The 21079-nt window shown below is 69.3% G+C and carries 24 protein-coding genes; 6 read left to right on the top strand and 18 right to left on the bottom strand.

Annotated features, from left to right (window positions below; all coding sequences use genetic code 11):
• Window positions 1-55 precede the first annotated feature (55 nt).
• From ACR9Y5_RS16495 to ACR9Y5_RS16505, 3 genes are all read right to left on the bottom strand, one after another.
• Window positions 56-1627, bottom strand: a complete 1572-nt coding sequence (locus tag ACR9Y5_RS16495) for an ABC transporter substrate-binding protein (RefSeq protein WP_481298969.1) — start codon at window positions 1625-1627, stop codon at window positions 56-58.
• Between the two features lie 153 nt (window positions 1628-1780).
• Window positions 1781-3316, bottom strand: a complete 1536-nt coding sequence (locus ACR9Y5_RS16500) for a serine hydrolase domain-containing protein (RefSeq protein ID WP_481298970.1) — start codon at window positions 3314-3316, stop codon at window positions 1781-1783.
• Window positions 3317-3527: 211 nt separating this feature from the next.
• Window positions 3528-4088: a CGNR zinc finger domain-containing protein gene (locus ACR9Y5_RS16505; RefSeq protein WP_481298971.1), complete on the bottom strand. Its 561-nt coding sequence runs from the start codon at window positions 4086-4088 to the stop codon at window positions 3528-3530.
• Between the two features lie 120 nt (window positions 4089-4208).
• Here ACR9Y5_RS16505 and ACR9Y5_RS16510 point away from each other — a divergent pair, with 120 nt between their 5' ends.
• The 4 genes from ACR9Y5_RS16510 to merB are packed head-to-tail and all read left to right on the top strand — an operon-like array spanning window position 4209 to window position 7152.
• Window positions 4209-4679, top strand: coding sequence for a hypothetical protein (locus ACR9Y5_RS16510; protein WP_481298972.1), 471 nt, complete (start codon window positions 4209-4211; stop codon window positions 4677-4679).
• A complete protein-coding gene (locus tag ACR9Y5_RS16515; protein WP_481298973.1) occupies window positions 4676-5524 on the top strand; it encodes an MBL fold metallo-hydrolase in 849 nt (282 codons plus the stop codon). The genes ACR9Y5_RS16510 and ACR9Y5_RS16515 overlap by 4 nt, the downstream gene beginning before the upstream one ends.
• A gap of 10 nt (window positions 5525-5534) precedes the next feature.
• The gene (locus tag ACR9Y5_RS16520) at window positions 5535-6464 is read left to right on the top strand and encodes a ketopantoate reductase family protein (RefSeq protein ID WP_481298974.1); all 930 of its coding nucleotides are present in this window, start codon (window positions 5535-5537) and stop codon (window positions 6462-6464) included.
• A gap of 25 nt (window positions 6465-6489) precedes the next feature.
• Window positions 6490-7152, top strand: a complete 663-nt coding sequence (gene merB, locus ACR9Y5_RS16525) for an organomercurial lyase (protein ID WP_481298975.1) — start codon at window positions 6490-6492, stop codon at window positions 7150-7152.
• Window positions 7153-7523: 371 nt separating this feature from the next.
• Here merB and ACR9Y5_RS16530 read toward each other — a convergent pair whose 3' ends face one another.
• The 6 genes from ACR9Y5_RS16530 to ACR9Y5_RS16555 form a co-directional block, all read right to left on the bottom strand.
• A complete protein-coding gene (locus ACR9Y5_RS16530) occupies window positions 7524-7907 on the bottom strand; it encodes a nuclear transport factor 2 family protein (RefSeq protein WP_481298976.1) in 384 nt (127 codons plus the stop codon).
• A gap of 77 nt (window positions 7908-7984) precedes the next feature.
• Window positions 7985-8173: a hypothetical protein gene (locus ACR9Y5_RS16535; RefSeq protein ID WP_481298977.1), complete on the bottom strand. Its 189-nt coding sequence runs from the start codon at window positions 8171-8173 to the stop codon at window positions 7985-7987.
• A complete protein-coding gene (locus ACR9Y5_RS16540) occupies window positions 8158-8799 on the bottom strand; it encodes an MBL fold metallo-hydrolase (protein ID WP_481298978.1) in 642 nt (213 codons plus the stop codon). The genes ACR9Y5_RS16535 and ACR9Y5_RS16540 overlap by 16 nt, the downstream gene beginning before the upstream one ends.
• A 47-nt stretch (window positions 8800-8846) precedes the next feature.
• A complete protein-coding gene (locus ACR9Y5_RS16545) occupies window positions 8847-9458 on the bottom strand; it encodes a hypothetical protein (RefSeq protein WP_481298979.1) in 612 nt (203 codons plus the stop codon).
• Window positions 9455-9760 (bottom strand): metallophosphoesterase, encoded by a 306-nt coding sequence (locus ACR9Y5_RS16550; RefSeq protein WP_481298980.1) that lies wholly within the window; start codon window positions 9758-9760, stop codon window positions 9455-9457. The genes ACR9Y5_RS16545 and ACR9Y5_RS16550 overlap by 4 nt, the downstream gene beginning before the upstream one ends.
• 5 nt (window positions 9761-9765) lie before the next feature.
• The gene (locus tag ACR9Y5_RS16555; RefSeq protein WP_481298981.1) at window positions 9766-10239 is read right to left on the bottom strand and encodes a MarR family winged helix-turn-helix transcriptional regulator; all 474 of its coding nucleotides are present in this window, start codon (window positions 10237-10239) and stop codon (window positions 9766-9768) included.
• An 85-nt stretch (window positions 10240-10324) separates the two neighbouring features.
• On the opposite strand from ACR9Y5_RS16555, the gene ACR9Y5_RS16560 reads away from it, so the two are divergent.
• Entirely contained in the window at window positions 10325-10882 is a 558-nt protein-coding gene (locus ACR9Y5_RS16560; protein ID WP_481298982.1) for an NADPH-dependent FMN reductase, read from the top strand.
• Window positions 10883-10976: 94 nt separating this feature from the next.
• On the opposite strand, the gene ACR9Y5_RS16565 is transcribed toward ACR9Y5_RS16560, so the two are convergent.
• The 3 genes from ACR9Y5_RS16565 to ACR9Y5_RS16575 form a co-directional block, all read right to left on the bottom strand.
• A complete protein-coding gene (locus tag ACR9Y5_RS16565; protein ID WP_481298983.1) occupies window positions 10977-11879 on the bottom strand; it encodes an alpha/beta hydrolase in 903 nt (300 codons plus the stop codon).
• Window positions 11880-12078: 199 nt separating this feature from the next.
• Complete coding sequence (locus ACR9Y5_RS16570) at window positions 12079-13431, bottom strand: APC family permease (RefSeq protein WP_481298984.1); 1353 nt, start codon at window positions 13429-13431, stop codon at window positions 12079-12081.
• Entirely contained in the window at window positions 13428-14315 is an 888-nt protein-coding gene (locus ACR9Y5_RS16575) for a carbon-nitrogen hydrolase family protein (protein WP_481299597.1), read from the bottom strand. Before ACR9Y5_RS16575 ends, ACR9Y5_RS16570 begins: the two co-directional genes overlap by 4 nt.
• 115 nt (window positions 14316-14430) lie before the next feature.
• Here ACR9Y5_RS16575 and ACR9Y5_RS16580 point away from each other — a divergent pair, with 115 nt between their 5' ends.
• Window positions 14431-15024, top strand: coding sequence for a TetR/AcrR family transcriptional regulator (locus ACR9Y5_RS16580; RefSeq protein ID WP_481298985.1), 594 nt, complete (start codon window positions 14431-14433; stop codon window positions 15022-15024).
• 104 nt (window positions 15025-15128) lie between these two features.
• Here the strand turns inward: ACR9Y5_RS16580 and ACR9Y5_RS16585 are convergent, their stop codons facing one another.
• The 6 genes from ACR9Y5_RS16585 to cobA form a co-directional block, all read right to left on the bottom strand.
• Window positions 15129-16292, bottom strand: coding sequence for a ScyD/ScyE family protein (locus tag ACR9Y5_RS16585; RefSeq protein ID WP_481298986.1), 1164 nt, complete (start codon window positions 16290-16292; stop codon window positions 15129-15131).
• A 258-nt stretch (window positions 16293-16550) separates the two neighbouring features.
• A complete protein-coding gene (gene cysK, locus ACR9Y5_RS16590) occupies window positions 16551-17489 on the bottom strand; it encodes a cysteine synthase A (RefSeq protein WP_481298987.1) in 939 nt (312 codons plus the stop codon).
• Between the two features lie 40 nt (window positions 17490-17529).
• Complete coding sequence (locus ACR9Y5_RS16595; protein ID WP_481298988.1) at window positions 17530-18477, bottom strand: NAD(P)/FAD-dependent oxidoreductase; 948 nt, start codon at window positions 18475-18477, stop codon at window positions 17530-17532.
• On the bottom strand, window positions 18470-18814 hold the full coding sequence (gene fdxA, locus ACR9Y5_RS16600) for a ferredoxin (RefSeq protein WP_481298989.1): 345 nt from the start codon (window positions 18812-18814) through the stop codon (window positions 18470-18472). The genes ACR9Y5_RS16595 and fdxA overlap by 8 nt, the downstream gene beginning before the upstream one ends.
• A complete protein-coding gene (locus ACR9Y5_RS16605; RefSeq protein WP_481298990.1) occupies window positions 18811-20199 on the bottom strand; it encodes an FAD-dependent oxidoreductase in 1389 nt (462 codons plus the stop codon). The genes fdxA and ACR9Y5_RS16605 overlap by 4 nt, the downstream gene beginning before the upstream one ends.
• Window positions 20196-21074 carry a uroporphyrinogen-III C-methyltransferase gene (cobA, locus tag ACR9Y5_RS16610; RefSeq protein WP_481298991.1) on the bottom strand — a complete coding sequence of 293 codons (879 nt, stop codon included), beginning with the start codon at window positions 21072-21074 and terminating at the stop codon, window positions 20196-20198. Before cobA ends, ACR9Y5_RS16605 begins: the two co-directional genes overlap by 4 nt.
• Window positions 21075-21079 lie beyond the last annotated feature (5 nt).

Genomic DNA, 21079 nt, shown 5'->3' on the forward strand with positions numbered 1-21079 from the left:
TGGCCATCGAGGTCAACTCCGTTCATTGCTCGCAGCGGTCTGATTGCTCAGTGTTCTACTTCAGTGTGATCGTCTCGGGAAGCAGCTGGCCGAAGCGGGAGATCTCGAAGGTCGCGTTCTTGCCGAAGTAGGTGAACGGGACCTGACCGGTCGGCGCGACATCGGCGTCCTTGTAGAGCGCCTTCTCCGCCGAGTTCCAGTCGCCGCACCCGCTGGTCCCCGCCTTCGTGAGGGCCTGCTTCGTCAGCGTGTTGAAGGTGGAGTTGTCGATGCCGCCGATGTTGGTGCCCTTCGGCGGCGCGTCGCCCGAGAGGAAGGGGGTGATGGCGCTCGGGGTGGCGAATCCGAGATCGAACAGCAGCACGTCCCAGGAGAATGTCCCCTTGAGGACGTCCGACGACAGCTGGTTGCTCGGCTTGCCGAGCAACTGCACCGTCGCACCGAAGCTGTTCAGCTGCGACGAGACGGTCTCGGCCGCGCTGCTCGCCGTCGGCGTGTCGCTGGAATAGGCGAGCACCAGCGTGAGCGGCTTGCCGTCCTTGGACCACTTGCCGTCGGCGCCCTTGCTCCATCCGGCCGCCTTCAGCGCGGACTCGGCGGCACTCGCGTCATGCGACGGGAGATTCCCCGAGATGTTGTCACCGGAGCAGATCTTGGGATCCGCAAGCATGCCGGTCGCCGGCGCGCCCTGCCCCGCGGTGTCGGCTGCGATCACCTGCTTCATGTCGAGAGCGCTGACGAGCGCGCGCCTGACACCCACATCCCCGGTCGGCTTCGAAGCGGAGTGATCGAAGTAGATCTGATCCGTGAGGTTGTTGTAGCCCGTGGAGTAGAGCTTCGCGGCCTTCAACCGGGAGACATCGGTGCCGGTGACGATCGCACCGTTGAGCTGACCGCTGAGCAGCAGATTCGCCGTGGTGGTCTGATTCGTCACGGTCTTGACCACGACCTTCGCGGGCAGGCCGGCCTTCTTGCCGTCGCCGGTCGAGAGGCCGGGCGTGTAGTCGGAGCGCAGCGTGTAGGTGATGCTGTCGCCCGGCACGACGGACTGGACCTTGTACGGTCCGGTGCCGATGCTCTTGGTCGCGAGCGCAGCGCGGTCCTTGAGGCCGGCCTCGCACACCATCGGCAGGAGGGCCATGTTCTCGAGGAGGAAGGGCTGCGGCGACGTGAGGGTGACCGTGACGGTGTCCCCGCTCGCGGCCGCTGTGGCGCCGGTGGGAACCGTGAACCCGCCGAAACCGCTGCCGCCGTTCGGGTCGCCCACGTAGTTGATGTTGTCTGCGAGCGTGCTCGCATCGAAGGTCGTGCCGTCGGAACACGTGATGTCCTTGCGCACGGTCAGCTTCCAGGTGGTGGGGTCGGTGGCCTCCCACTTGGTGACGATTCCGGGCTTGACCTTGCCGTCGAGCCCGAGCGTGACGACAGGGTTGTAGGCGAGCGATGCGACCTCGTTGTTGGCCTGCTGCGCCGAGCGCTGCGGATCGAGGTTGCCAGGGTCGGTGGAGACTCCGAACGTGAACGTACCGTCGTTGCTCGATGATCCGTCGTTTCCTGAGCACCCGACGAGGCTCAAAGAGACGATGGTTACGACAATGATCGATGCGTCGCGGAATGGGCGTTTCATGCAAGTTCCCTTCATCGGTGAATGAGTGGGGCGAACGGGCCCGGATTGCGACACGCATGATGCGGTGGTGGATCCGAGTGTAGTTATCCGCCGATTGAAGGGCTTGTGCACCTGAACGGAATGGAGAGGTGCTGATTGTTGAGTCCCACAAGCTCACGAAGGCGACTGCACGCGCGCCTTGAGAGCGGGTGAGAAGACCATGCCGTGCGGCCGGCGCGATGAGAGCTGGATGAGCGCGGACGCCCACGTCTGGTTCGCGCGGATCGGCGTGACCGTGAACTCCTGGATCTGCGCGGGCTCCGTCGGGGTCAGGTGGATGCGGCAGAGGAGGCTCCCTCGCTCGCCCTGCATCAGCCACGAGACGTCGGCTGGGGACTCCGCCGCCACGATCGTCGGCCTGGACCCCACCGGCCCGACGTCGGCGAGGAAGGACTCGATCTGGGCTCGCCGCTCGGCGAGCGGACGATCGAAGTCGACGTTCGCAGCGAAGATCTCGTCCGCGACGGCGTCATCCCAGCTGCGGATCAGCTGGTCGGCACGGTCCAGCAGAACGACCGTCTCCGGCCACAGGGTGATCACCGTCGACGGTGCGTCTTCCCGGGCGAGCACGCGCGAGAGCAGGTCGGAGCACACGCGCACCGACTCGCCTCGACCGCTGTTGGTCAGCACCACGCTGCCGTAGCCGGATTCGGGACGCCATGCCATAGCGAGTGCGAAGCCGGGCAGGCCTCCGGTGTGCGAGACCACCATCCCGCCGCGGACGTCCATCCCGACCTTGAGTCCGAGCGCATATCCGTTGTGGACGCTCTCCAGCGATCCGCTCTCGGTGACGGCGAGAGTCGGCGGCACCAGAACCCGGATGCGCTGAAGGTCGCGGCGCGACTGCCGGCTGAGCACACCGTCCGAGTCGTCGAGCGGGCCGGAACGGAACGCGGCGCCGAGCCAGGTCATCCACGTGGCCAGGTCTCGCACCGAACTCGTCAGACCGCACGCGCCGAGCATGCTGTCCGCCGCGCGCCACTCGTACGGCGACCAGCCGCCGTCGGCGCTCCGCCGGAATCCCACGGCGCGATCGACGTCGCCCGGCACTTCGCCGTCCAGGAAGGTGGAGTGGAGCTCGAGCGGGTCGAGCACCCTGTCCCGCAGATAGGCGGCGATCGGCCGTCCGACGGCGCGGCTGACCGCCAGGGCCGAGACGGCATAGCCGAGGTTGGAGTACTCGTACGCCGTCCCGGGCGGGCTGCTGAGGCGCACGCCACGGCTCAGCTGCTCCAGCACTGCAGCCATGGGCACGTCGATCTGCGGGTCGATCCAGGCATTGTCCTCGGTGAGGCCGCCGTGCATGCCCAGCAGCATCTCGAGAGTCGGCACGTCGCCGCCCGAGCGCTGGGAGATGCGGAACTCCGGAACGTGATCGGTGATGGGGTCGGCGAGCGACAGCAGTCCCTCGTCCCGGGCGACGACCGCCGCGCACGCGAAGAAGCTCTTCGACAGCGAGGCGATCGGAAAGACCGTGTCGAGGGTCGGACGCTCGGACGAACCCGCCGTACCGAAGCCGCTGCCATGGCGGAGACCGAGCGCGTCGGTGACCCCGTAGACGATGCCGGGCGCGTACCCCGCCTCGGCGTACTGGCGGGCCAGAGCGTCGAGCTCGTGCTCGAGCGGCACGCTCATCGCTGAGTCAGACACGCTGCCCTCCCGGCGTCACGAAGCGGAGGTTCCGGCTTCACCAAGCAACTTAGCGATGAACGCGCCGCGGCGCTTCGTGCGATCGCACCGATCGGCTCAGCCGGGTCGTGCTCCTGCCACGAGTATCGCCGGTCGCCTTCACCCCCAGTGTCGCGAGAGCGAGACCACGTCGGTGGAGGCGCCGTGGGCGCGACCGCAGCGCACGCGGCCGTTACGGCTCCGTGGTGCGGCGCCGGGCCCGGGAGTTGCGCAGGTTGGCGAGATTGCCGCAGGTGCGCGAGTCGTGCCAGACGGCGCTGGAGTTGCGGGAGCTGTCCCAGAACGCCACCCGGCATTCCGGGTTGCGGCACACCTTCAGCCGCGACCACCGGCCAGTCAGCTGCGCCGCATAGACGGCCCGCAGGACTCGCTGAGCGGTGGGTTCGTTCTCACCATCGCCGCTGCTGACCGTGCCATCCCGGCCAAGGCGGAGTGGTATCGACGCCGTGATCTCGCCACCCGCCGGGTCTGTGGCCGCCGGTTCATGGTCGCGGCGGATCAACGCCGCTCGGAGCGCGTCTCGGAGCCGGCGCAACTCCCCCAGCCCGGGCTGATCGGTCGGAGCACCCAGAGAGGCCAGCCATGCGGCGGCCGTGTCCGGTGCGTCGAGCAGATCCGGTGAAGCCGGACCGTGCTTGGGCACGGCCGCAGTGTTCAGCAGATCCTGTACCGTCGCGAGCTCACCGGGGGCTTCGACGACGCTGAACCGAGTGCCCATCACTTCTCCCGACATGATCGATCAACCTACGCCCATCACTGAGTTTCCAGTTTCTCACAAATTCAGGCGAAAATCCGGAGTGTCTGACGTGACCAAACAATGTACGCTCATGTCAAACGATCGAAAGGCCGACTGATGACGACATACCTGGGCAGCGGTGACCCGAGCACGCACCGCACGGACTACACCCCGGAGTGGCTGGGGAGACTGGCGGACGATGTGACTCTGGAGGCGGCCGTGATGAACGGCGTCGCGACCGGCCCGGAGGCGGTGCGGGCCATCCTCGGCTTCGCCAGGACGCTGTACGACTACCAGGAGTTCAACGTCATCGGCCGGTACGGCGACGACGACTTCGTCGAGGACTACGTGGCGAGTGTGCGCGGGCGGGCGCCGATCGGCAGCGTCGTCGTCATCCGCTACAACGATGCGGGCCTGGTCTCGAACATTGTGATCAACCACCGGCCCCTGTCATCGGTGCTGCTGTGGTCGGGGATCATGGCCGACCACTTCGCCGGCACCGACTACGCGAAGTACTTCCTCCAGCCGGCCGACCTGGACACGGCCCGCACCGCGATCGAGGCGAGCACGACCGAGGCGAGCAGATGAGCGACCTCTCCTACGACCTCCACGTATCCGGCATGATTCCCGCCGCGGCAAAGCCGCTGGCCGACGGCGCGGCCTCCCGATGGTCCCCGCTGTCGCACACCCTGATCCACGGTCCGACCGAGGCGCTGCTGACCGACCCGCCCATCACGGCCGGGCAGGCCGACGAGCTGATCGCCTGGGTGAACGACCACCAGGTGCCGCTGAAGTACATCTACATCACTCACGGGCACGCCGACCACTGGCTGACCACCAACCACCTCCTCGCGGCATTCCCTGACGCACAGGTGCTCACCAGCCAGAAGATCCTCGACCGGATCGCCGGCGAGACCCCCGACGGCGCTGTTCCCGGGCTGTGGAGCGCTCTCTTCGGGGACGCGGTGCCTGCCGCCCCCGTCACCGTCCACGGCGTTGCATTCCCGTCCCAGGGGATCACCCTCGACGGTGTCGAGTTGTTCGCCCACGACGTCGGGCACTCCGACACCGACGACACGTCGATCCTGCACGTCCCCTCCCTGGATCTCGTGGTGGCCGGAGATGTCATCTACAACAACGTCCACCAATACGTCGCAGAGGGTCGCGACGGTGGACTGGAGGCCTGGCACCACGCGATCGACCAGGTCGACGCGCTTCACCCGGCGACCGTGGTCGCGGGCCACAAAGACGCGACCCGCCCGGATGCCGCGTCGAACATCGACGAGACCCGCCGCTACCTCCAAAAGTCGGCGGAGATCATCGCGCACAGCACCGACCGGGCGGGCTTCTACGCCGCGGTCCGGGAGGCATACCCGGATCGGGTGAACCCGTACACGGTCTGGCTCAGCGCGCTGCGCCTGTTCGGGAACTGAGGCCGGGGTCATGCGTGTTCTCGTTGTCGGAGCCGGCGCGGTCGGAGGCTACTTCGGCGCCCGGCTGATCGAATCGGGCGTCGACGTCACGTTCCTCGTGCGTCAAGGACGCCGCGCTCAGCTGGCCGTCGACGGTCTCCGTATCGCCGGGCCGGACGGCACTGTCACGGACGTTCCAGTGTCGACGGTCACCGCCGCCGAACTGCGCGCACCTTACGAGCTGATCCTCCTCGCGATCAAGGGCACGGCCCTCGACGACGCCATGGCCGACATCGCCCCGGCGGTGGGTGAGCAGACGGCGATCCTTCCCCTGCTCAACGGGATGCGGCACCTCGCGATCCTGGAAGACCGGTTCGGTGCCCGGCATGTGCTGGGTGGTGTCGGGCTGGTGGCGAGCGAGCTGGAGCCTTCCGGGCTGATCCGTCAGATCGCACCGGCGGCGAGCATAGCCTTCGGCGAGCTCGACGGCACGATCAGCCCGCGCGTCACAGCGATCGCGGACGTTCTCGCGCCGGCATCCTTCGACTCGCGAGCCTCGGATGTCATCCTGCAGGAGATGTGGGAGAAGTGGTTCTTCATGGCCGCCGGCGGCGCAGCGACCGTGCTCCTCGGCGGTCCCGCCGGCAGCATCCTCGCCGTCGACGCCGGGCCCGGGGTCATCGAGCAGGTCATCGAGGAGGTCGCTGCGGTGGTCGCTGCGGAGGGTCACCCGGTCCGCGAGGCGGCGGGGGCCCAGGTCGCCGGCGCCCTGATGACACCGGGCTCTCCCTTCGCGACATCCCTCTACCGAGACGTCCGCGCCGGGCGGCGCACTGAGGTGGAGCCCATCCTCGGCGACCTCTACCGCCGCGGACTCGACCACGGTCTTGCGACGCCGCTGCTGGGAGCCGCAACCGTCAGGCTGCGCGTCCACGAGGCTGCAGCGGTGGCGGCATTCTGATATGACGATGAGAGGAAGGAAGGTGATGATCGACGTCGAAGAGCTGCGCGTGCGCCTGTACCGGCAGCTCGCGACGGAGGGTCGGGCCGCTGCCAGCGATCAGATCGCAGCCGAGTACGGCATCACGCCCGAGGAGGCCGCCGCTGCCTTCGTGGCCCTGCACCACGACCGTCACCTCGTCCTCGACGAGGGCGGCCGTATCGAGCTGGCTCATCCCTTCGGCACCCGCGACTTCGGGTTCTCCGTCAAGAGCGACACCGTCCTGTGGTGGGGCGGTTGCGCCTGGGACTCCTTCGCCATCCCCCACCTCGTCCCCGGTGCGGCGCCGGCCCTGATCGCCACCACCTGTCCCGGCTGCGGGCGCGCACTCGCGTGGGTCGTCGACACCGACGCGCCTCCGGTCGGGGACGAGGTCGCGCACTTCCTGGTCCCGATGGCGCACGTGTGGGATGACGTGATCCACGCCTGCGAGAACCAGCGCATCTTCTGCAACGAGGACTGCGTCGGCCGGTGGCTGACCGAAACGGGCAACGCCGAGGGAGACGTGTTCTCCCTCAGCACCCTGTGGAACCTCGCCTCCGATTGGTACACCGGCCGGCTCGACCCGGGATACCGCCGCCGCGAACCCCGCGAGGCGGCCGCCTACTTCCGCAGCGCCGGCCTCACGGGCCCGTTCTGGGGCAGCTGACCGTCAGCGCGGGGTCGTCCCGAAAGTCTCGGAGTCTCGGAGTCTCGTGAATCGCACCGATCGTCTGTGCGCGCTGGTGGAGGAACTCCGCGCCGTCGCCCCCGGCCATCGTGACCTCTTCAACCGGCCGGTCATCAACCGACGGGCCGCGCCGTCACGCCGACGGCATCCGGTCGGTCAGCGCGATCCCGGGTTCGCCCAGCCCGCAGGCGGCTGCCGGTGACGTCCGCGGAGGCGTCCGAGGCCGGGCGCATCCGGGGCATTCCGATGTCGCACCGCCCCCGAGAGATGAGATCCGCTGCTCCGCGCGCGACCCGGACGCCCCGTGTTCTGGTACCCGAGCAGTTCTCGTACCCGAGCACCACGACGGCCTAGGCGCCGCTCGCCCCAGCCGCATCGGCGACGAGGTAGGTGCCATCCCCTCGCTCGACGAGGCCATCGTCGTTGAGCCGCAGCACCTCGTTGACGAGATTCCCGGCATGGTTCCGGTAATTGATCACGATCGTGGCGATGCCGGCATAGACGTCGACGACCTCGAAACGCAGGTCGGGGATCTTCTCCAGTCCCACAGCCCAGTACGCGCGGATCGCCTCCTTCCCGCGAAGCACTCCACGTGTCTCCGGCAGGAGTTGCGCGGCGAGCGGCGAGGAGAACTCCGCTTCGTCGGTGAAGTGCGAGAGGACAGCGTCGAGGTCGTGCGCGTTCCATGCGTCCACCCACTGCTGAGCGAACTGTCGAGCGGATGTGATGTCCATGGTCGCCAGGCTATCGGCGGGAGCCGACGAGCGGCGGACGTCGGGGGATGCCCCCTGAGACCACGCGCACCGGCGGGTCACTCGGCGTTCTCATCTCGAATCCAGCTGATGTATCGCTCGAAGGAACGCTGAACGATCGCGGATGCGTCCTCCCGCAGCACGCCGAATGCCCCGTAGAGGCGGTCGTAGGAGAGTGCGGCAGCCGTGTCCGCGATCCTGCAGATGGCGCGCTCTGAGAGGGGGATGTAGTTCACGTAGCTGCGCATCGCGTTGACGGACTCCCCGTCGGCGCCGACCGTGATGGTGTCGCCCGTGAGCAACGCTCCGCGGCCCTCGGCGCCTTCCCCCAGTGCACGATGCTGCTGCCGGCGAAATGGCCTCCGCATTCCACCATGGTGAGGCCTGGAAGGATCTCCACCCGGTCCGCCCAGAGGGTGATCACGTCGTCCGGCCGCCGGATCCACGCCCGATCCTTCTCCGAGACGTACACGGGAGCCCGGCCGAAGGCGTGGCTCCATTGGATCGAGGAGCCGGTCAGGTGGGGATGGCTGGATGCGATCGCCGCTATCCCGCCGAGCGCCCGTACCGCCTCGATGCCTCCTGCATCGATGAAGCCGGGCGGCTCGAACAGCAGATTGCCGCTGCTCGTGCGGACGAGCAGTCCGCGCTGGCCGATGCCGAGCCTCGGCACAGTCGTCACGCTGTAGAGGTCGGGCTCGAGGCGCGCGACGTCGATGCGCATGCCGTGCGCCTCGAGCTCGTCGCGCGTCGTCCAGCGCTGCCCTTCGACGGGGACGTACTGGCGCTCGTCGGAGCAGATCGCACATGCTGCCGGCGGGGACGCGGTGTCGGCGTGCTCGATCGCGCACGACATGCACGTCCAGACGGTCATCGTTTCCTTTCGTTCGCGCTCTGCGGGTCGAGGGACGCGGAGGCGGGCTACCCGAACGTCACGCGAGGCAGATACCCGATCGCGGTGACGATGCCGACGGCGACGGCGACCGCCGTGGCGGCCGCGCTCGTCCAGAGGAAGCGATGGCGCTTCTCCGGGGCGAGCCGCTGCAGGCAGAGGGCGGCCACGAGGAGGCCCTCGATCAGAAACCACGGTTCGTTGCCGAACAGGTCTTGGAGGTCGGCGGCGCGGTGGTCGACCGAGGCCCACAGGGCGACAGGGTAGGTGACCTGCTCGAGCCCGAGCAGGCTGAGGACTCGTTGGACGATGTCGATCACGGCGTGGGACACGCAGCCGACGGCGACGATCCAGCATCCAGCGACCCAGACCGGACGCAGTCGTGAGTGCCAGAGTCTCGTGATCACGAGCGGAGCGGTCGCCCCGACGAGGAGGACGAGGGTGGCGAACGCGTTGATGGAACGGAACGTCTGCCCGGCCCCGGGCGCGAGCACACCGGGAAGCGCCGCCGTCCCACCGAACGCGTAGTACCCGCGGTACAGGGCGTAGAGGAGCGACCAGCATGCGGCGACGGCGGCGACCACGACGCCGGTTCGTTCGGCCGTCGGCCGGCGCCACTGCTGGGTTCTGGCGGCGATCACTGCTGGAGCTCCCGGGCGATGGTCGCGTGGTCGTGGTAGTCGCGCGCAGCGACGATGAGCCCATCGCGCTCCTCCACGACACGGACGTCGCGGGTGACGAACTCGTGCCCGGACGCCGTCACACGCCGATGCGTCAGCACCTCGGCCACCGCCACGTGCGGGTCGGTCGACTCGTGGACGACGCCGGACAGATCGCCACCGAGGGCGACCACGAGATCGACGTCGTCCTGGACAATCGCGTCGAGCGCGGCGCGGAGCGCGAAGACGTTGCCGTGGATGTCGGACAGGGCTGCGATACGCATACCGCTCACCACCCCCGCCCGGGCACGGCGCCCGGGAGCCCGCTCAGCACGTCCCCGCTGATCCGCTCGATCGCCGCGAGATCGCCCGGTTCCAGGCGGTCGAGGAACGCTCGCCGCACTCCGGCAAGATGCGGGGCGGTCGCGGACCTGATGGCCGCCAGCCCGTCCTCCGTCACCACCACATCCACCCCTTTGCCGTGCTCGCACGGCTGCCGCCTGACGAGGCCGCGTTTCTCCATCCGGTCGAGATGGTGCGACATGCGCGAGTACGACCACTGCAAATGGTCGACCAGCTTCTTGGAGCACCAGCGCCGATCCGGCAAGGGCGCGACAGAGGACAGCACGTCGTAGTCCTGCATGGACAGCTCGCTGACCTCGGCGAGCTCCCGTGCGAGCTGCGCTTCCAGGTGTCGGGTCATCAGCCGCATCGCCTGCCATGCGCGCAACTCGTCGTCGCTCAGCCTCTGAGATCCACTCACGCCTCCAGCATACTTGACATGTCAAGTGATGGCGTCCAGACTCGACCCGCCGGGCGCGGACCCGCCACCCACCGAAGGAGCACCAATGACACGACTGGGAATCATCGTCGGAAGCACCCGACCAGGACGACGGGGTTCGGCGATCGCCGAGTGGACGCTGCGCTGCGCCGATGCAGCGGCACCCAGCGCCGACGTCGACCTCATCGACCTCCGCGACGTCGGCCTCCCCTTCCTCGACGAGCCCCACGACGCCTCCACCGGCATCTACACGCAAGCCCACACGGTCGCGTGGAGCGAGCGGATCCGTCGGCTGGATTGCCTGATCATCGTCACGCCGGAGTACAACAACTCCTTCCCCGCTCCCCTGAAGAACGCGCTCGACTACCTGGCGGACGAGTGGCGCGGCAAGCCGGTCGCGCTGATCGCGTACGGGGGACTCTCCGCCGGCAGCCGGGCGGTCCAGGGCCTGCTCCCCGTGATGACCGCCCTCGGCATGCCGGTCTCCGGAACGCTGTGCATCCCTTTCCGCCAGCGCCTCAAGGATGATGCGGTGGTGCTGACCGCACATGACGACCAGTCCGGAACCGAGCTGATTCGCCGGCTCGTCTCCATGGCCGGCGCACTCGCGAGCGTGCGCAGCTGACCTGCAGTCGAGCGCGACCGGCAGGCGGGAGGGACCCGTCGCGGCCGCCGCCGCACGATGCAGGCCCGATGGTCGCTGCGCTCACTGCGGCTGTCTACGCCACCCGCTGCCGCAGGAACCGACCCGCCCGGTCGACCGCTTCGACGGCCTCCGGCGTACCGCTGTTGAGCTGGTAGACGTGCGGGAGCCTGTCGCCCACCTGCAGCTCGACCTCGACACCCGCAGCGGATGCGGCCGCCGCCAGGCGCTGGGCGTCGCTCAGGAGCAGGTCGGCCGTGCCCACCTGGATCAGAAGCGGAGGCAGGCCGTCGAGCGCCGCGAACAACGGAGAGGCCAGGGGCGAACGCGGGTCCGCGCCGTCGAGGTAGTCCGCGGCGAGGCCGCGGAGCAGCGCGGGCGTGGAGATGGGGTCCTGCTCGACCCGTTCCGTCATCGAGTCGCCCGAACTCGTCAGGTCGACGGTGGGCGACATCAGTACGGCGGCTGCGGGCAGCGGCATTCCTGCGTCGCGCGAGGCGACCAGGAGCGACATCGCGAGGCCGCCGCCCGCGGAGTCGCCGGCGACGGCGATCGACGACGGGGCTGCTCGCTGCTCCGAGAGCAGCCAGGAGTACGCGGTTCGCACGTCGTCCAGCGCCGCCGGGAAGGGATGCTCGGGGGCGAGACGATACTCCAGGAAGAGCACGCGCATCCCGCTCGCCCGCCCGATCCGTGCGGCCAGCTCGCCGTCGCTGGCGAGCGACCCGAACTGGAAGCCGCCACCGTGGAGGAAGAGCAGGACGCGTCCCGCGTCCACGCCCGCGGCGTCCAGCCAGTACGCGGTCACTCCCCCCGCGCTGGCGTCGCCGACCCGCACGTCGTCCGGAATGGGATGACGCGCATCGGCCGGCGTGAACCCGGCACGCAGTTCGTCGAGCGTCGGCGGCGGAGCGTCCGCGGACGCGGCCCGCCGCCTCCTCAGCTCGGCGAGCACCGCATCCATCTGCCGGCTCGGCATGATCGCGCCCCTCAGCGCGACGGAGCGGAGGACGCGTCGTCGGTGATGCTCATGGCTGCAGCTCCTCCTCCGTGCCGGTCGTCGGGTGCCGACCGCGCAGGCCCGACACTACGGTCCTGCGCGGGACCCTGGCGTCGGGGGTTCCCGCCAACTGTGGCCGTCGGAACGCCACGACTGAGGGGTATTGCCCAGTGCGGACTCACGCTCGCACAGGAGCCTCGCGTGGGGTGTCGTCGTCGAGCTCCATCTCGGGCGGCTGACGGCGGAAGCCGCGGGTGAGAACCGTCAGGTAGACGACGCCGATGACGAGCCACCCGATCCCGAGGGTGAGCGCGATCGGCCCGAGCTGCGTGAGCAGGTAGATGTCGACGGCCGCGCCGATCAGGGGCAGCACGGCGAACTTCAGCACCGACAGGCGCTCGTTGCGACGCCACAGCCGCACGAAGTGCACGATGACGCAGACGTTCACCATCGTGAACGTGAGGAACGCGCCGAAGTTGATGAACGAGGTCGCGGTGTCGAGCGACAGTCCGAGGCCGAACATCGCGACGACCCCGATCAGGATGAGGTTCAGCAGCGGGGTGTTGAACCTCGCGTTCAGGCGGCCGAAGAAGCGGCGCGGCAGCACGCCGTCGCGCCCCATCACGAACATGAGCCGGCTCGTGCTCGCCTGGATCGCCATCGCCGAGGCGAAGCCGCCCACGATCACCACGATGTTGACGATGTCGGCGAACGCCTTCCCGCCGACCAGCACCGACATGGCGTAGGAGGCCGTCGACGAGTCCTCGAACGTCCCACCCGGGTGCACCAGCTGCATGATGTACGACACGACGACGAAGATGAGGCCGCCGATGATCACCGCGAGGAGGATGCCGCGCGGGATGTTGCGCTCCGGGTCACGGGTCTCCTCGCTCAGCGTGCTGATCGCGTCGAAGCCGAGGAACGAGTACGCCGCGATCGCCGCGCCGCCGGAGACGGCCGCGATCGTGCTGGAGTCGTTCCAGAGCGGGGCGGTCAGCGACGCCGGGTGGTCACCGGCAAGGTGGCCGATGCAGAGCACGACGAAGGCGGCGATGCCGAGTCCGGTGAGCGTCATCAGGGTCTTGTTCACGCGATCCGCCAGCACGATGCCGAGGCCGTTCACGATCGTCGTCACCACGACGTTGATCAGCAGCCAGACCCAGACCGGCACCGCCGGGAACTGCGCGTTGAGGTACACCGACTGGATCAGCCAGGCGACCATCGGGAGGAAGAAGTAGTCGAGCAGGATGGCCCAACCGACCAGGAAGCCGACGTGGGGGGTGATCGTGCGCCGCGCGTACGTGTATGCGGAGCCCGCGGCGGGGAAGATCCGCGCCATCTTGCCGTAGCTCAGCGCGGTCAGCGACATGGCCGCTGCCGCGATGATGTACGCGGTGGGGGTGGTGCCCTTGCTGGCGCCGGCGATCACGCCGAAGGTCAGCATGACGATCGCGGGCGACATGTAGGCGACGCCGAACAGCACGATCGACGAGAGCGAGAGCTTGGCTGTCAGCCTCGTGGGCGCGCTCATGCGTCGACCTCCGCAGCCGACGCCGGAGTCCAGCGACCGGACGAGATCCGACCGTCGTAGAGGGGAAGCTCCAGGGTCGTCTCCTCGCCCTCGTACTGCCGCCAGGGTCTGGTGACCGCTCCGCTTCCGTAGCGTCGCACGGCAGCGACCTCGTCGAGATCGATCACGTCGCTCAGCACCGCCGTCTCCGAGCTCTCCGACTCCACGCGCACGCGGCCCTGAGGGTCGGCGAGCAGGCTGCGGCCCAGACCGTTCGGCGCCGCGGCGTTGACGCTGGCGACGAAGACCTGGTTCACGATCGCATTCGCCTTCGCGATCGTGACCTCCTGAGCGCGGTCGGAGGTCGGGGTCTGAACCAGGTTCAGGATGAGCTCGGCACCCATCCACGCCAGGTGCCGGCTCGACTCGGGGAACCACGCGTCGTAGCAGATCGACAGCCCGACGCGGCCGAAACCGGCCATGTCGAACACGACGAACTCGGAGCCCGCGGCGACCGTCTCGTACGGCCGCCAGGGGAAGACCTTGCGATAGAAGGCGACCCGGCGACCCTGCGGGGAGTACACGGCCGCCGTGTTGTAGATGCGGCCGTCCTCGGCGCGCTCGTAGAAGCTGCCGGGGACGAGCCAGCGGCCCAGGTCGCCGGCGAGCTCGGCGAGGGCACGATCACGCGGTCCGTCGAGAGGCTGCGCCAGCGCCTCGATGCGCTCGGCCGTCTCGTCGGGGGTCACGTCGCCCAGGCCGGTGAGATGAAGCTCGGGATACACGAACAGCTGCGTGTCGCGGTGGATGTGCGTGAGCTGTGCGAGGTGGGCCGCGAAGCCCGTCACGTCGTCTGTGGGGGCCGTCGGCGCTTGCACCAGGGCCAGGGAGAGCGGGCGGGTCATCGTCAACCGGGTTCCGTCGTGGCCGGGAGGCCATTCGAATAAATTAAACGCAATTTATATAAAGAATCGACCGGATGTCAACCCGGGGAGAACGGAGGTGTGCGACGATCGGTGCATGGCACGCCCGAAGGAGCAGACGAGGCGCCGCGAGCAGTTGATCGCCGCAGCCTCCAGCGCCATGCTGGCCCACGGGTCCAGCGACCTGCGGCTGGCCGACATCGCGAACGAAGCCGGCCTGACGTCGGCGTCCGTGCTGTACTACTACCCCGACGTGCGCGAGCTGTACACAGCCGTGTTCGCGCAAGGAAGCGACGAGTACTGCGCCCACCGGGAAGCGCGAGTGGAGGCGGCACCGACCCCGGAGGCGAAGCTCGCCGAGTGCGTCGCGTCGGGAATTCCGTGGCCGGGACGCGCAGCCGAAACCAGCCGCATCCTGTACGAGCTGACGCCGATCGTCCTGCGGAACCGCGCCGCGGCGGCGGAGAACGAGATCCTCATTCAACGGCAGGCTGCGCTGTATGAGCGCGTCCTCCGGGAATGCGAGGCCTCGGGACGCTTCCGCCTCCTGCTGCCGGCCGACGTGCTCGCGCGGAGCTTCATCGCCCTCGAGGACGGCTACGGAGTCGACGTCCTCACCGGCAGCCTGGCCCCCGAGACGGAGCATGAATGGCTCATGGCCTACGCACGGGTCATGGTGTCGGAGCTCTGACCGCTACGTCGCGTCGCGCATGAAGGGCCGAGCATCCCGGACGCACACGTCGCCGTCCCGGTCGGCTGGACGGCCACCCGGGACGGCGACGTGCTACTCGATCCTCACTCCCCCACGTTGATGCGGACGACCTGCCCGCTGTGACCGTTCATTCCGGTGGCCGGCATGATCGACCAGTTCGACACGTAGGCGCTGCCGCCGCGGAAGGCGAAGCCCGACGGGAAGAACAGCTGCCCGACACCGTAGGTGGTGCGCTGGCCGCTCGGGCTGATCTTCACGAGCGCCCCGGTCGGGTCGCCGGTGGGGCTCGGGTTCAGGCCGTTGATCTGGAACTCGGTGACGTAGAAGTTACCGGAACCGTCGAAGCCGCAGCCCTGGATGGTGCTGAAGCCGGTCCACTTCACCCGCGCGGTGCCGTCCGGCCAGACCTGCCAGACGCGGGCGCCACCCGGCGCATACGTGCCGCCGAGCAGCTCCGTCACGTAGAAGGAACCGTCCGGAGCCTTCGCCACGCAGGTGCTCACGCCGTCCGTGATCGACCCGGCAGGAGTGCCCATGAACGCCAGGGTCGAGACGGACCCGTTCTTGTCCACCTTGGCGAGGATGTTCGCGCCGGCGTCCGCGACGTAGTGGGTGTTGCCGACGGTGATCACCGAGTTCGGGTTGGCGTCCGGGAACTGATCCGGAACCAGGTCCTTGTGCGCGGCGGTCCAGGCGTAGTCGGCATCCCCGGTCGAGGCGATCGGCGACCAGGTGCCCGCCGACGGGTCCAGCGCGACCGTGCGGCCGAGCTGCGCCCGCGCGGCATCCACGATCGGGTTGCCCGGCGGCACCGGCGGGATCGGCGCGGTGTTCAGCGCGATCTGCCCGGTCACCCACTTGCCCTGCGCGTCAACGGACACCAGGCCTTCTGCAGCGGAGCCGGACTGGTCGGCTGCCGAGAAGAACCCGGTGATGGGATGCGACAGCACGCCGTTCTTCCACACCCCGAGCTTGCCGGTGAGGCCCGCGAACTGATCCCCTTCCGGTCCGCCGCCCAGTGGCAGCGAGCCGCCGTGCCCCGCCTCGGCGATGAACAGCTGTCCGCCGGTCCCGAACGACAGGCCACGCGGGTTGTCCAACCCCGAGACGACCACCTGCACCGACCCGGCCGGTGGCTTCGGCGCGGTGACGGTGGTGGCCTCCGCGGAGGTGGCTCCGGCGGCGACGAGCGCCGCGACGAGCAGCGCGGGCATCCCCGCGCGTATGGCGATGTTCAGTGATTTCATCGACATGACTCCTTATCTCCATCGATACGGCCACGTCTCCCCCCACAAACAGTCCAGAAGGTAGCACCGGGAGTACGGGCGGTGCTAGCCCTGCCCGTGAAGCCGGAGCAGGCTCTGAGCCGGCGGGAGGCGCTCGCCGCATACCCCCGGGCGCCGTGCGAAACGGCGGGGCGCCCGGGGGCATGGTCCGGCCGGGCGCCGAGGCCGTCGTTCGTGGAGACGTCCTGGCGGTCGGCGGCGGCAGCCCGATGGGGCCGGTCAGTCCCCCAGCCCCTCCCAGAGGGCCGTCGAGATGTACCGCTCTCCGGTGTCGCAGACGACCGCGACGATCGTCTTGCCGGCGTTCTCGGGCCGCGCGGCGACCTGGAGCGCGGCCCAGACGATCGCGCCGGAGGAGATCCCGGCGAGGATGCCCTCCTCGGACGCGAGCTTCTTGGCGGTGGCGATCGAGTCGTCGAACGACACGTCGACGACCTCGTCGTAGACGCTGGTGTCGAGGATCTCCGGGACGAAGTTCGCTCCGATGCCCTGGATCTTGTGCGGCCCCGGCTTGCCGCCGTTGAGGATGGGCGAGTCGACGGGCTCGACGGCGATCACCTGCACGTCGGGCTTGCGCTCCTTGAGCACCTGGCCGACGCCCGTGATCGTGCCGCCGGTGCCGACACCGGCGACGAAGATGTCGACGCCGCCGTCGGTGTCCGCCCAGATCTCCTCCGCCGTGGTGGCGCGGTGGATGGCCGGGTTGGCCTCGTTCTCGAACTGCCGCGCCCAGATGGCGTTGTCGTTCTCGGCGACGATCCTCTGGGCGGCCTCCACGGCGCCGCGCATGCCTTCGGGGCCGGGGGTGAGGACGATCTCGGCGCCGAACGCGCGCAACAGCACGCGGCGCTCCTTGCTCATGGTCTCCGGCATCGTGAGGACGACCTTGTAGCCGCGCGCCGCTCCCACCATGGCCAGGGCGATGCCGGTGTTGCCGGAGGTGCCCTCGACGATGGTGCCGCCCGGGCGCAAGGCCCCCGCCTTCTCGGCCGCGTCGATGATGGCGACGCCGATGCGGTCCTTCACGCTTCCCGCCGGGTTGTAGAACTCCAGCTTCGTCAGAACGGTCGCGCCCACGTCGGCGGCGATCCTGTTGAGCTTGACGAGGGGAGTGCGTCCGACGGCTTCGGTGATGTTCTCGTAGACCTGTGCTGGCATGGTTCCCTTTCAGGTGGGTGGAGGAGCGGGTTTTCGGTGGTCAGGCGAGGATCTCGGCGAGCGGGCTGATCGCGGCTGCATCGTCGAGCTGCAGGTCCTCGACGATGGACGCGGCGGTGCGGGCGCCATTGCCGGCTGCGATGATCATCTGCTGCGGTCCGGGAACGGCGACGTCGCCGGCGGCGTACAGGCCCGGGATGGAGGTCCGGCCGCCGTCATCGATGATCAGAAGACCGTCGGCGGACTGTTGCGGAGCGATGTCGTCGATGAAGTTCAGAGCTGCGTTCCAGGTCGGGCGCACGAAGCCGCCCTCGATCGGGAACGCTCTGCCGTCCTCCAGCAGCACCGAACGGACCGCGCCGCGCTCGCCGTCGAGGTCGGCGATCGCGGTTCGCTCCACGCCGATGCCGAGCGCGCCCAGGACGGACTCCTCCTCGGCGGTGACGGCCTCGGAGGCGTTGGTGAAGACGGTGAGGTCGCTGGTCCAGCGGGCGAGATGGACGGCGCGGCGCGCGAGGTCGAAGGTCTCGCCGATGAGGGCGAGCGGCTTGTCCCGCAGGTCCCAGGCGTCGCACGCGACGCAGCTGAAGATGCTCATGCCGTAGTAGGAGCGGATGCTGGGCAACGCGGGCAACGTCTCGGTCAAGCCGGTGGTCAGGAGGACCACTTGGGCGCGGATCCTGCGATGCTCGCTCGGCGCGCGGCCGGTGATCTCGACCTCGAACTCGTCGCCGTCCTTCCGGAGGGAGGTCACCGTGCGCCGCTCCAGGTGCTCGACATTCTCGTAGGCCGCGAACTCCGCCTTGGCGAGCGAGCGCAGCTCGGTGGGGCGGATGCCGTCGCGGGTGAGGAAGCCGTGGGAGCGCAGTGTGGCCGAGTTGCGCGGCCTGCTGGCGTCCACCAGCACGAGGTCGACGAGCGCACGGGCGAGGTTCAGCGTCGCGGAGAGCCCGGCCGGCCCTCCCCCGATGACGACGACCTCAGGCATGCGCGACCTCCTGCTCCGGGTCACCCTGCGGCGGCAGCGCGGCGATCAGCGGGTGGTCGTAGCGCTGCGGACCCACCTTGGAGGCTCCGCCGGGGTTGCCGAGCTCGTCGAAGAACTCGACGTTGGCGGCGTGATAGTCCGCCCACTCCTCCGGGAGGTCGTCCTCGTAATAGATCGCCTCCACAGGGCAGACCGGCTCGCACGCGCCGCAGTCGACGCACTCCTCCGCGTTGATGTACAGCGAGCGCTCGCCCTCGTAGATGCAGTCGACCGGGCACTCGTCGATGCAGGCGCGGTCCTTCACGTCGACGCACGGCAGCGCGATCACGTAGGTCATCGGACGATCACCTCACGGTGGGAGATCGCGACCTGCTCGTCGCGCGGCACGACCTTCACCCGCTCGCGCACGACGTCGCCGGGGAAGCCGTCGCCGAGGGCGCGCTCGTGAGCGTCGAGCGCCAGCCAGCCCTCCCACGTCGTGTAGCGGACGCCGCGCGACTCCAGGAACTCGAGCACGGCCTCCTCGCCCGGCCGAACCACGTCGGCCAGAGCCCCGTGGTCCTCCAGCAGCTTCTCGATGGTCTCGCCGGCGTCGCCCTTGGTGTGACCGATGAGGCCGACCGGCCCGCGCTTGATCCACCCGGTCGTGTAGAGGCCGGGAACCGGTTCGCCGTCGTCGAGCACGCGGCCGCCGTCGTTCGGGATGACACCGGCGGCCTCGTCGAACGGAACGTCGCGCACCGGGGTGCCGCGGTAGCCGATCGCCCGGTAGACGGCCTGCACGTCGTACTCGAGGAACTCGCCGCTTCCGCGGATCCCGCCCTGCCCGTCGGGCTCGGTGCGCTCGAAGCGGATGCCGGTCACGGCCTCCTCGCCGAGCAGCGCGACCGGCCTGTGCCAGAAGTGCAGGTGGAGGCGGCGGGGCGCCCCGGTAGGCTCGCGGTCACGCCACGACTGCAGGATGCGAGCCAGCACCTTCGCCTGGTTGCCGGCCGCACGCCGCTCCCCCGTCTCCGTGTCGGCTGCGACGCGGTCGAAGTCGTCGTCGTACACCACGATGTCCACGCCGGTGACCTCGCCCAGCTCGCGGAGCTCGATCGGGGTGAACTTGATGTCGTCCGGTCCACGGCGGCCGAAGACGTGCACGTCCTCCACCGGCGACGTACGCAGCCCCTCGTACACGTTGGCGGGGATGTCGGTGGTCAGCAGGTCGGCGGGGTGCTTGGCGAGCACGCGGGCGACATCGAGGGCGACGTTGCCGTTGCCGAGCACGGCGATCCGTTTCGCGTCCAGCGGCCAGTGCCGAGGCACGTCGGGGTGGCCGTCGTACCAGGAGACGAAGTCGGCGGCGCCGAAGCTGCCGGGGAGATCGAGCCCGGGGAGGTGCACGACGGCGTCGCGCTGGGCGCCGGTCGAGAAGATCACCGCGTGGTAGAGGGATTGCAGCTCGTCCACGGTGATGTCGGCGCCGACTTCCACGTTGCCGATCAGGCGCACCGAGCCGTCGGCGAGCATCTCGTGCAGCGAGGTCACGATGCCCTTGATGCGCGGATGGTCGGGGGCGACGCCGTACCGGATCAGGCCGTAGGGCGCGGGCAACGACTCGAACAGGTCGATCCGGGCGTCGATGCCGGCCTCGGCGGCGCGGGTGCGCAGGATGTTGCCGGCGTAGATGCCGGCAGGCCCGGCGCCGACGACGGCCACACGGAACGGTCGGGTCATTGAGGTGCCTCTCTGTACGGTGCAGTGCTGTGGTCTGCTGCGGGCTGTGCTGTGGCGGTCTGCGCTGTGCTTGTCTGCGCTGTGCTTGTCTGCGCTGTGCTTGTCTGCGCTGTCCTTGTCTGCGCTGTGGCGATCTGGGCCTCGGGGATGGGGAGCAGCTCTGGATCGGCCAGCCGCACCACGTCGCCGACGATGATGACCGCGGGCGACTGCACGCCGCGGACCGCGGCCTCGGCGGCGATGGTGCCGAGCGTGCCGACGGTGACGCGCTGGCCGTCTCCATAGCCGTCCTCGACGATGGCGACCGGGCAGTCGGCGCCGCGACGGCCCGCGGCGAGGGTGGCCGCGGTGGAGGCCAGCCCGGAGACGCCCATGAGCAGGACGACCGTGTGCTCGGGTCCCCCGGGCACCTCGTCGATGTCGGTGTGCGCCGAGAGCACGGTGAACCCGGCGGCGATGCCGCGGTGGGTGACCGGTATGCCGGCGATCGACGGAACGGCGATCGCGCTGGTCACGCCGGGCACGACCTCCACCCGCACGCCGGCGGCGCGGCAGAACTCGGCCTCCTCGCCGCCGCGGCCGAACACGAACGGGTCGCCGCCCTTGAGGCGCACCACACGCTTGCCGGCGCGGGCGTGCTCGACCAGGAGCTCGTTGATCCGCGACTGCGGCACCGGGTGGTGATGCGGCCGCTTGCCGACGTCGATGACCTCCACGCCGGGCGCGAGGTCGTCGAGCAGGGCGCGCGGGCCGAGCCGGTCGGCGATCACGACGTCCGCAGCGCTCAGCAGCTGGCGGCCGCGCACGGTGATCAGGTCGGGGTGGCCGGGGCCGCCGCCGACCAGCGCGACGGAGCCTGGTGCTCTGCTGTTCATCGGGT

It is taken from the genome of Leifsonia sp. KNZ13-11D (assembly GCF_056754895.1).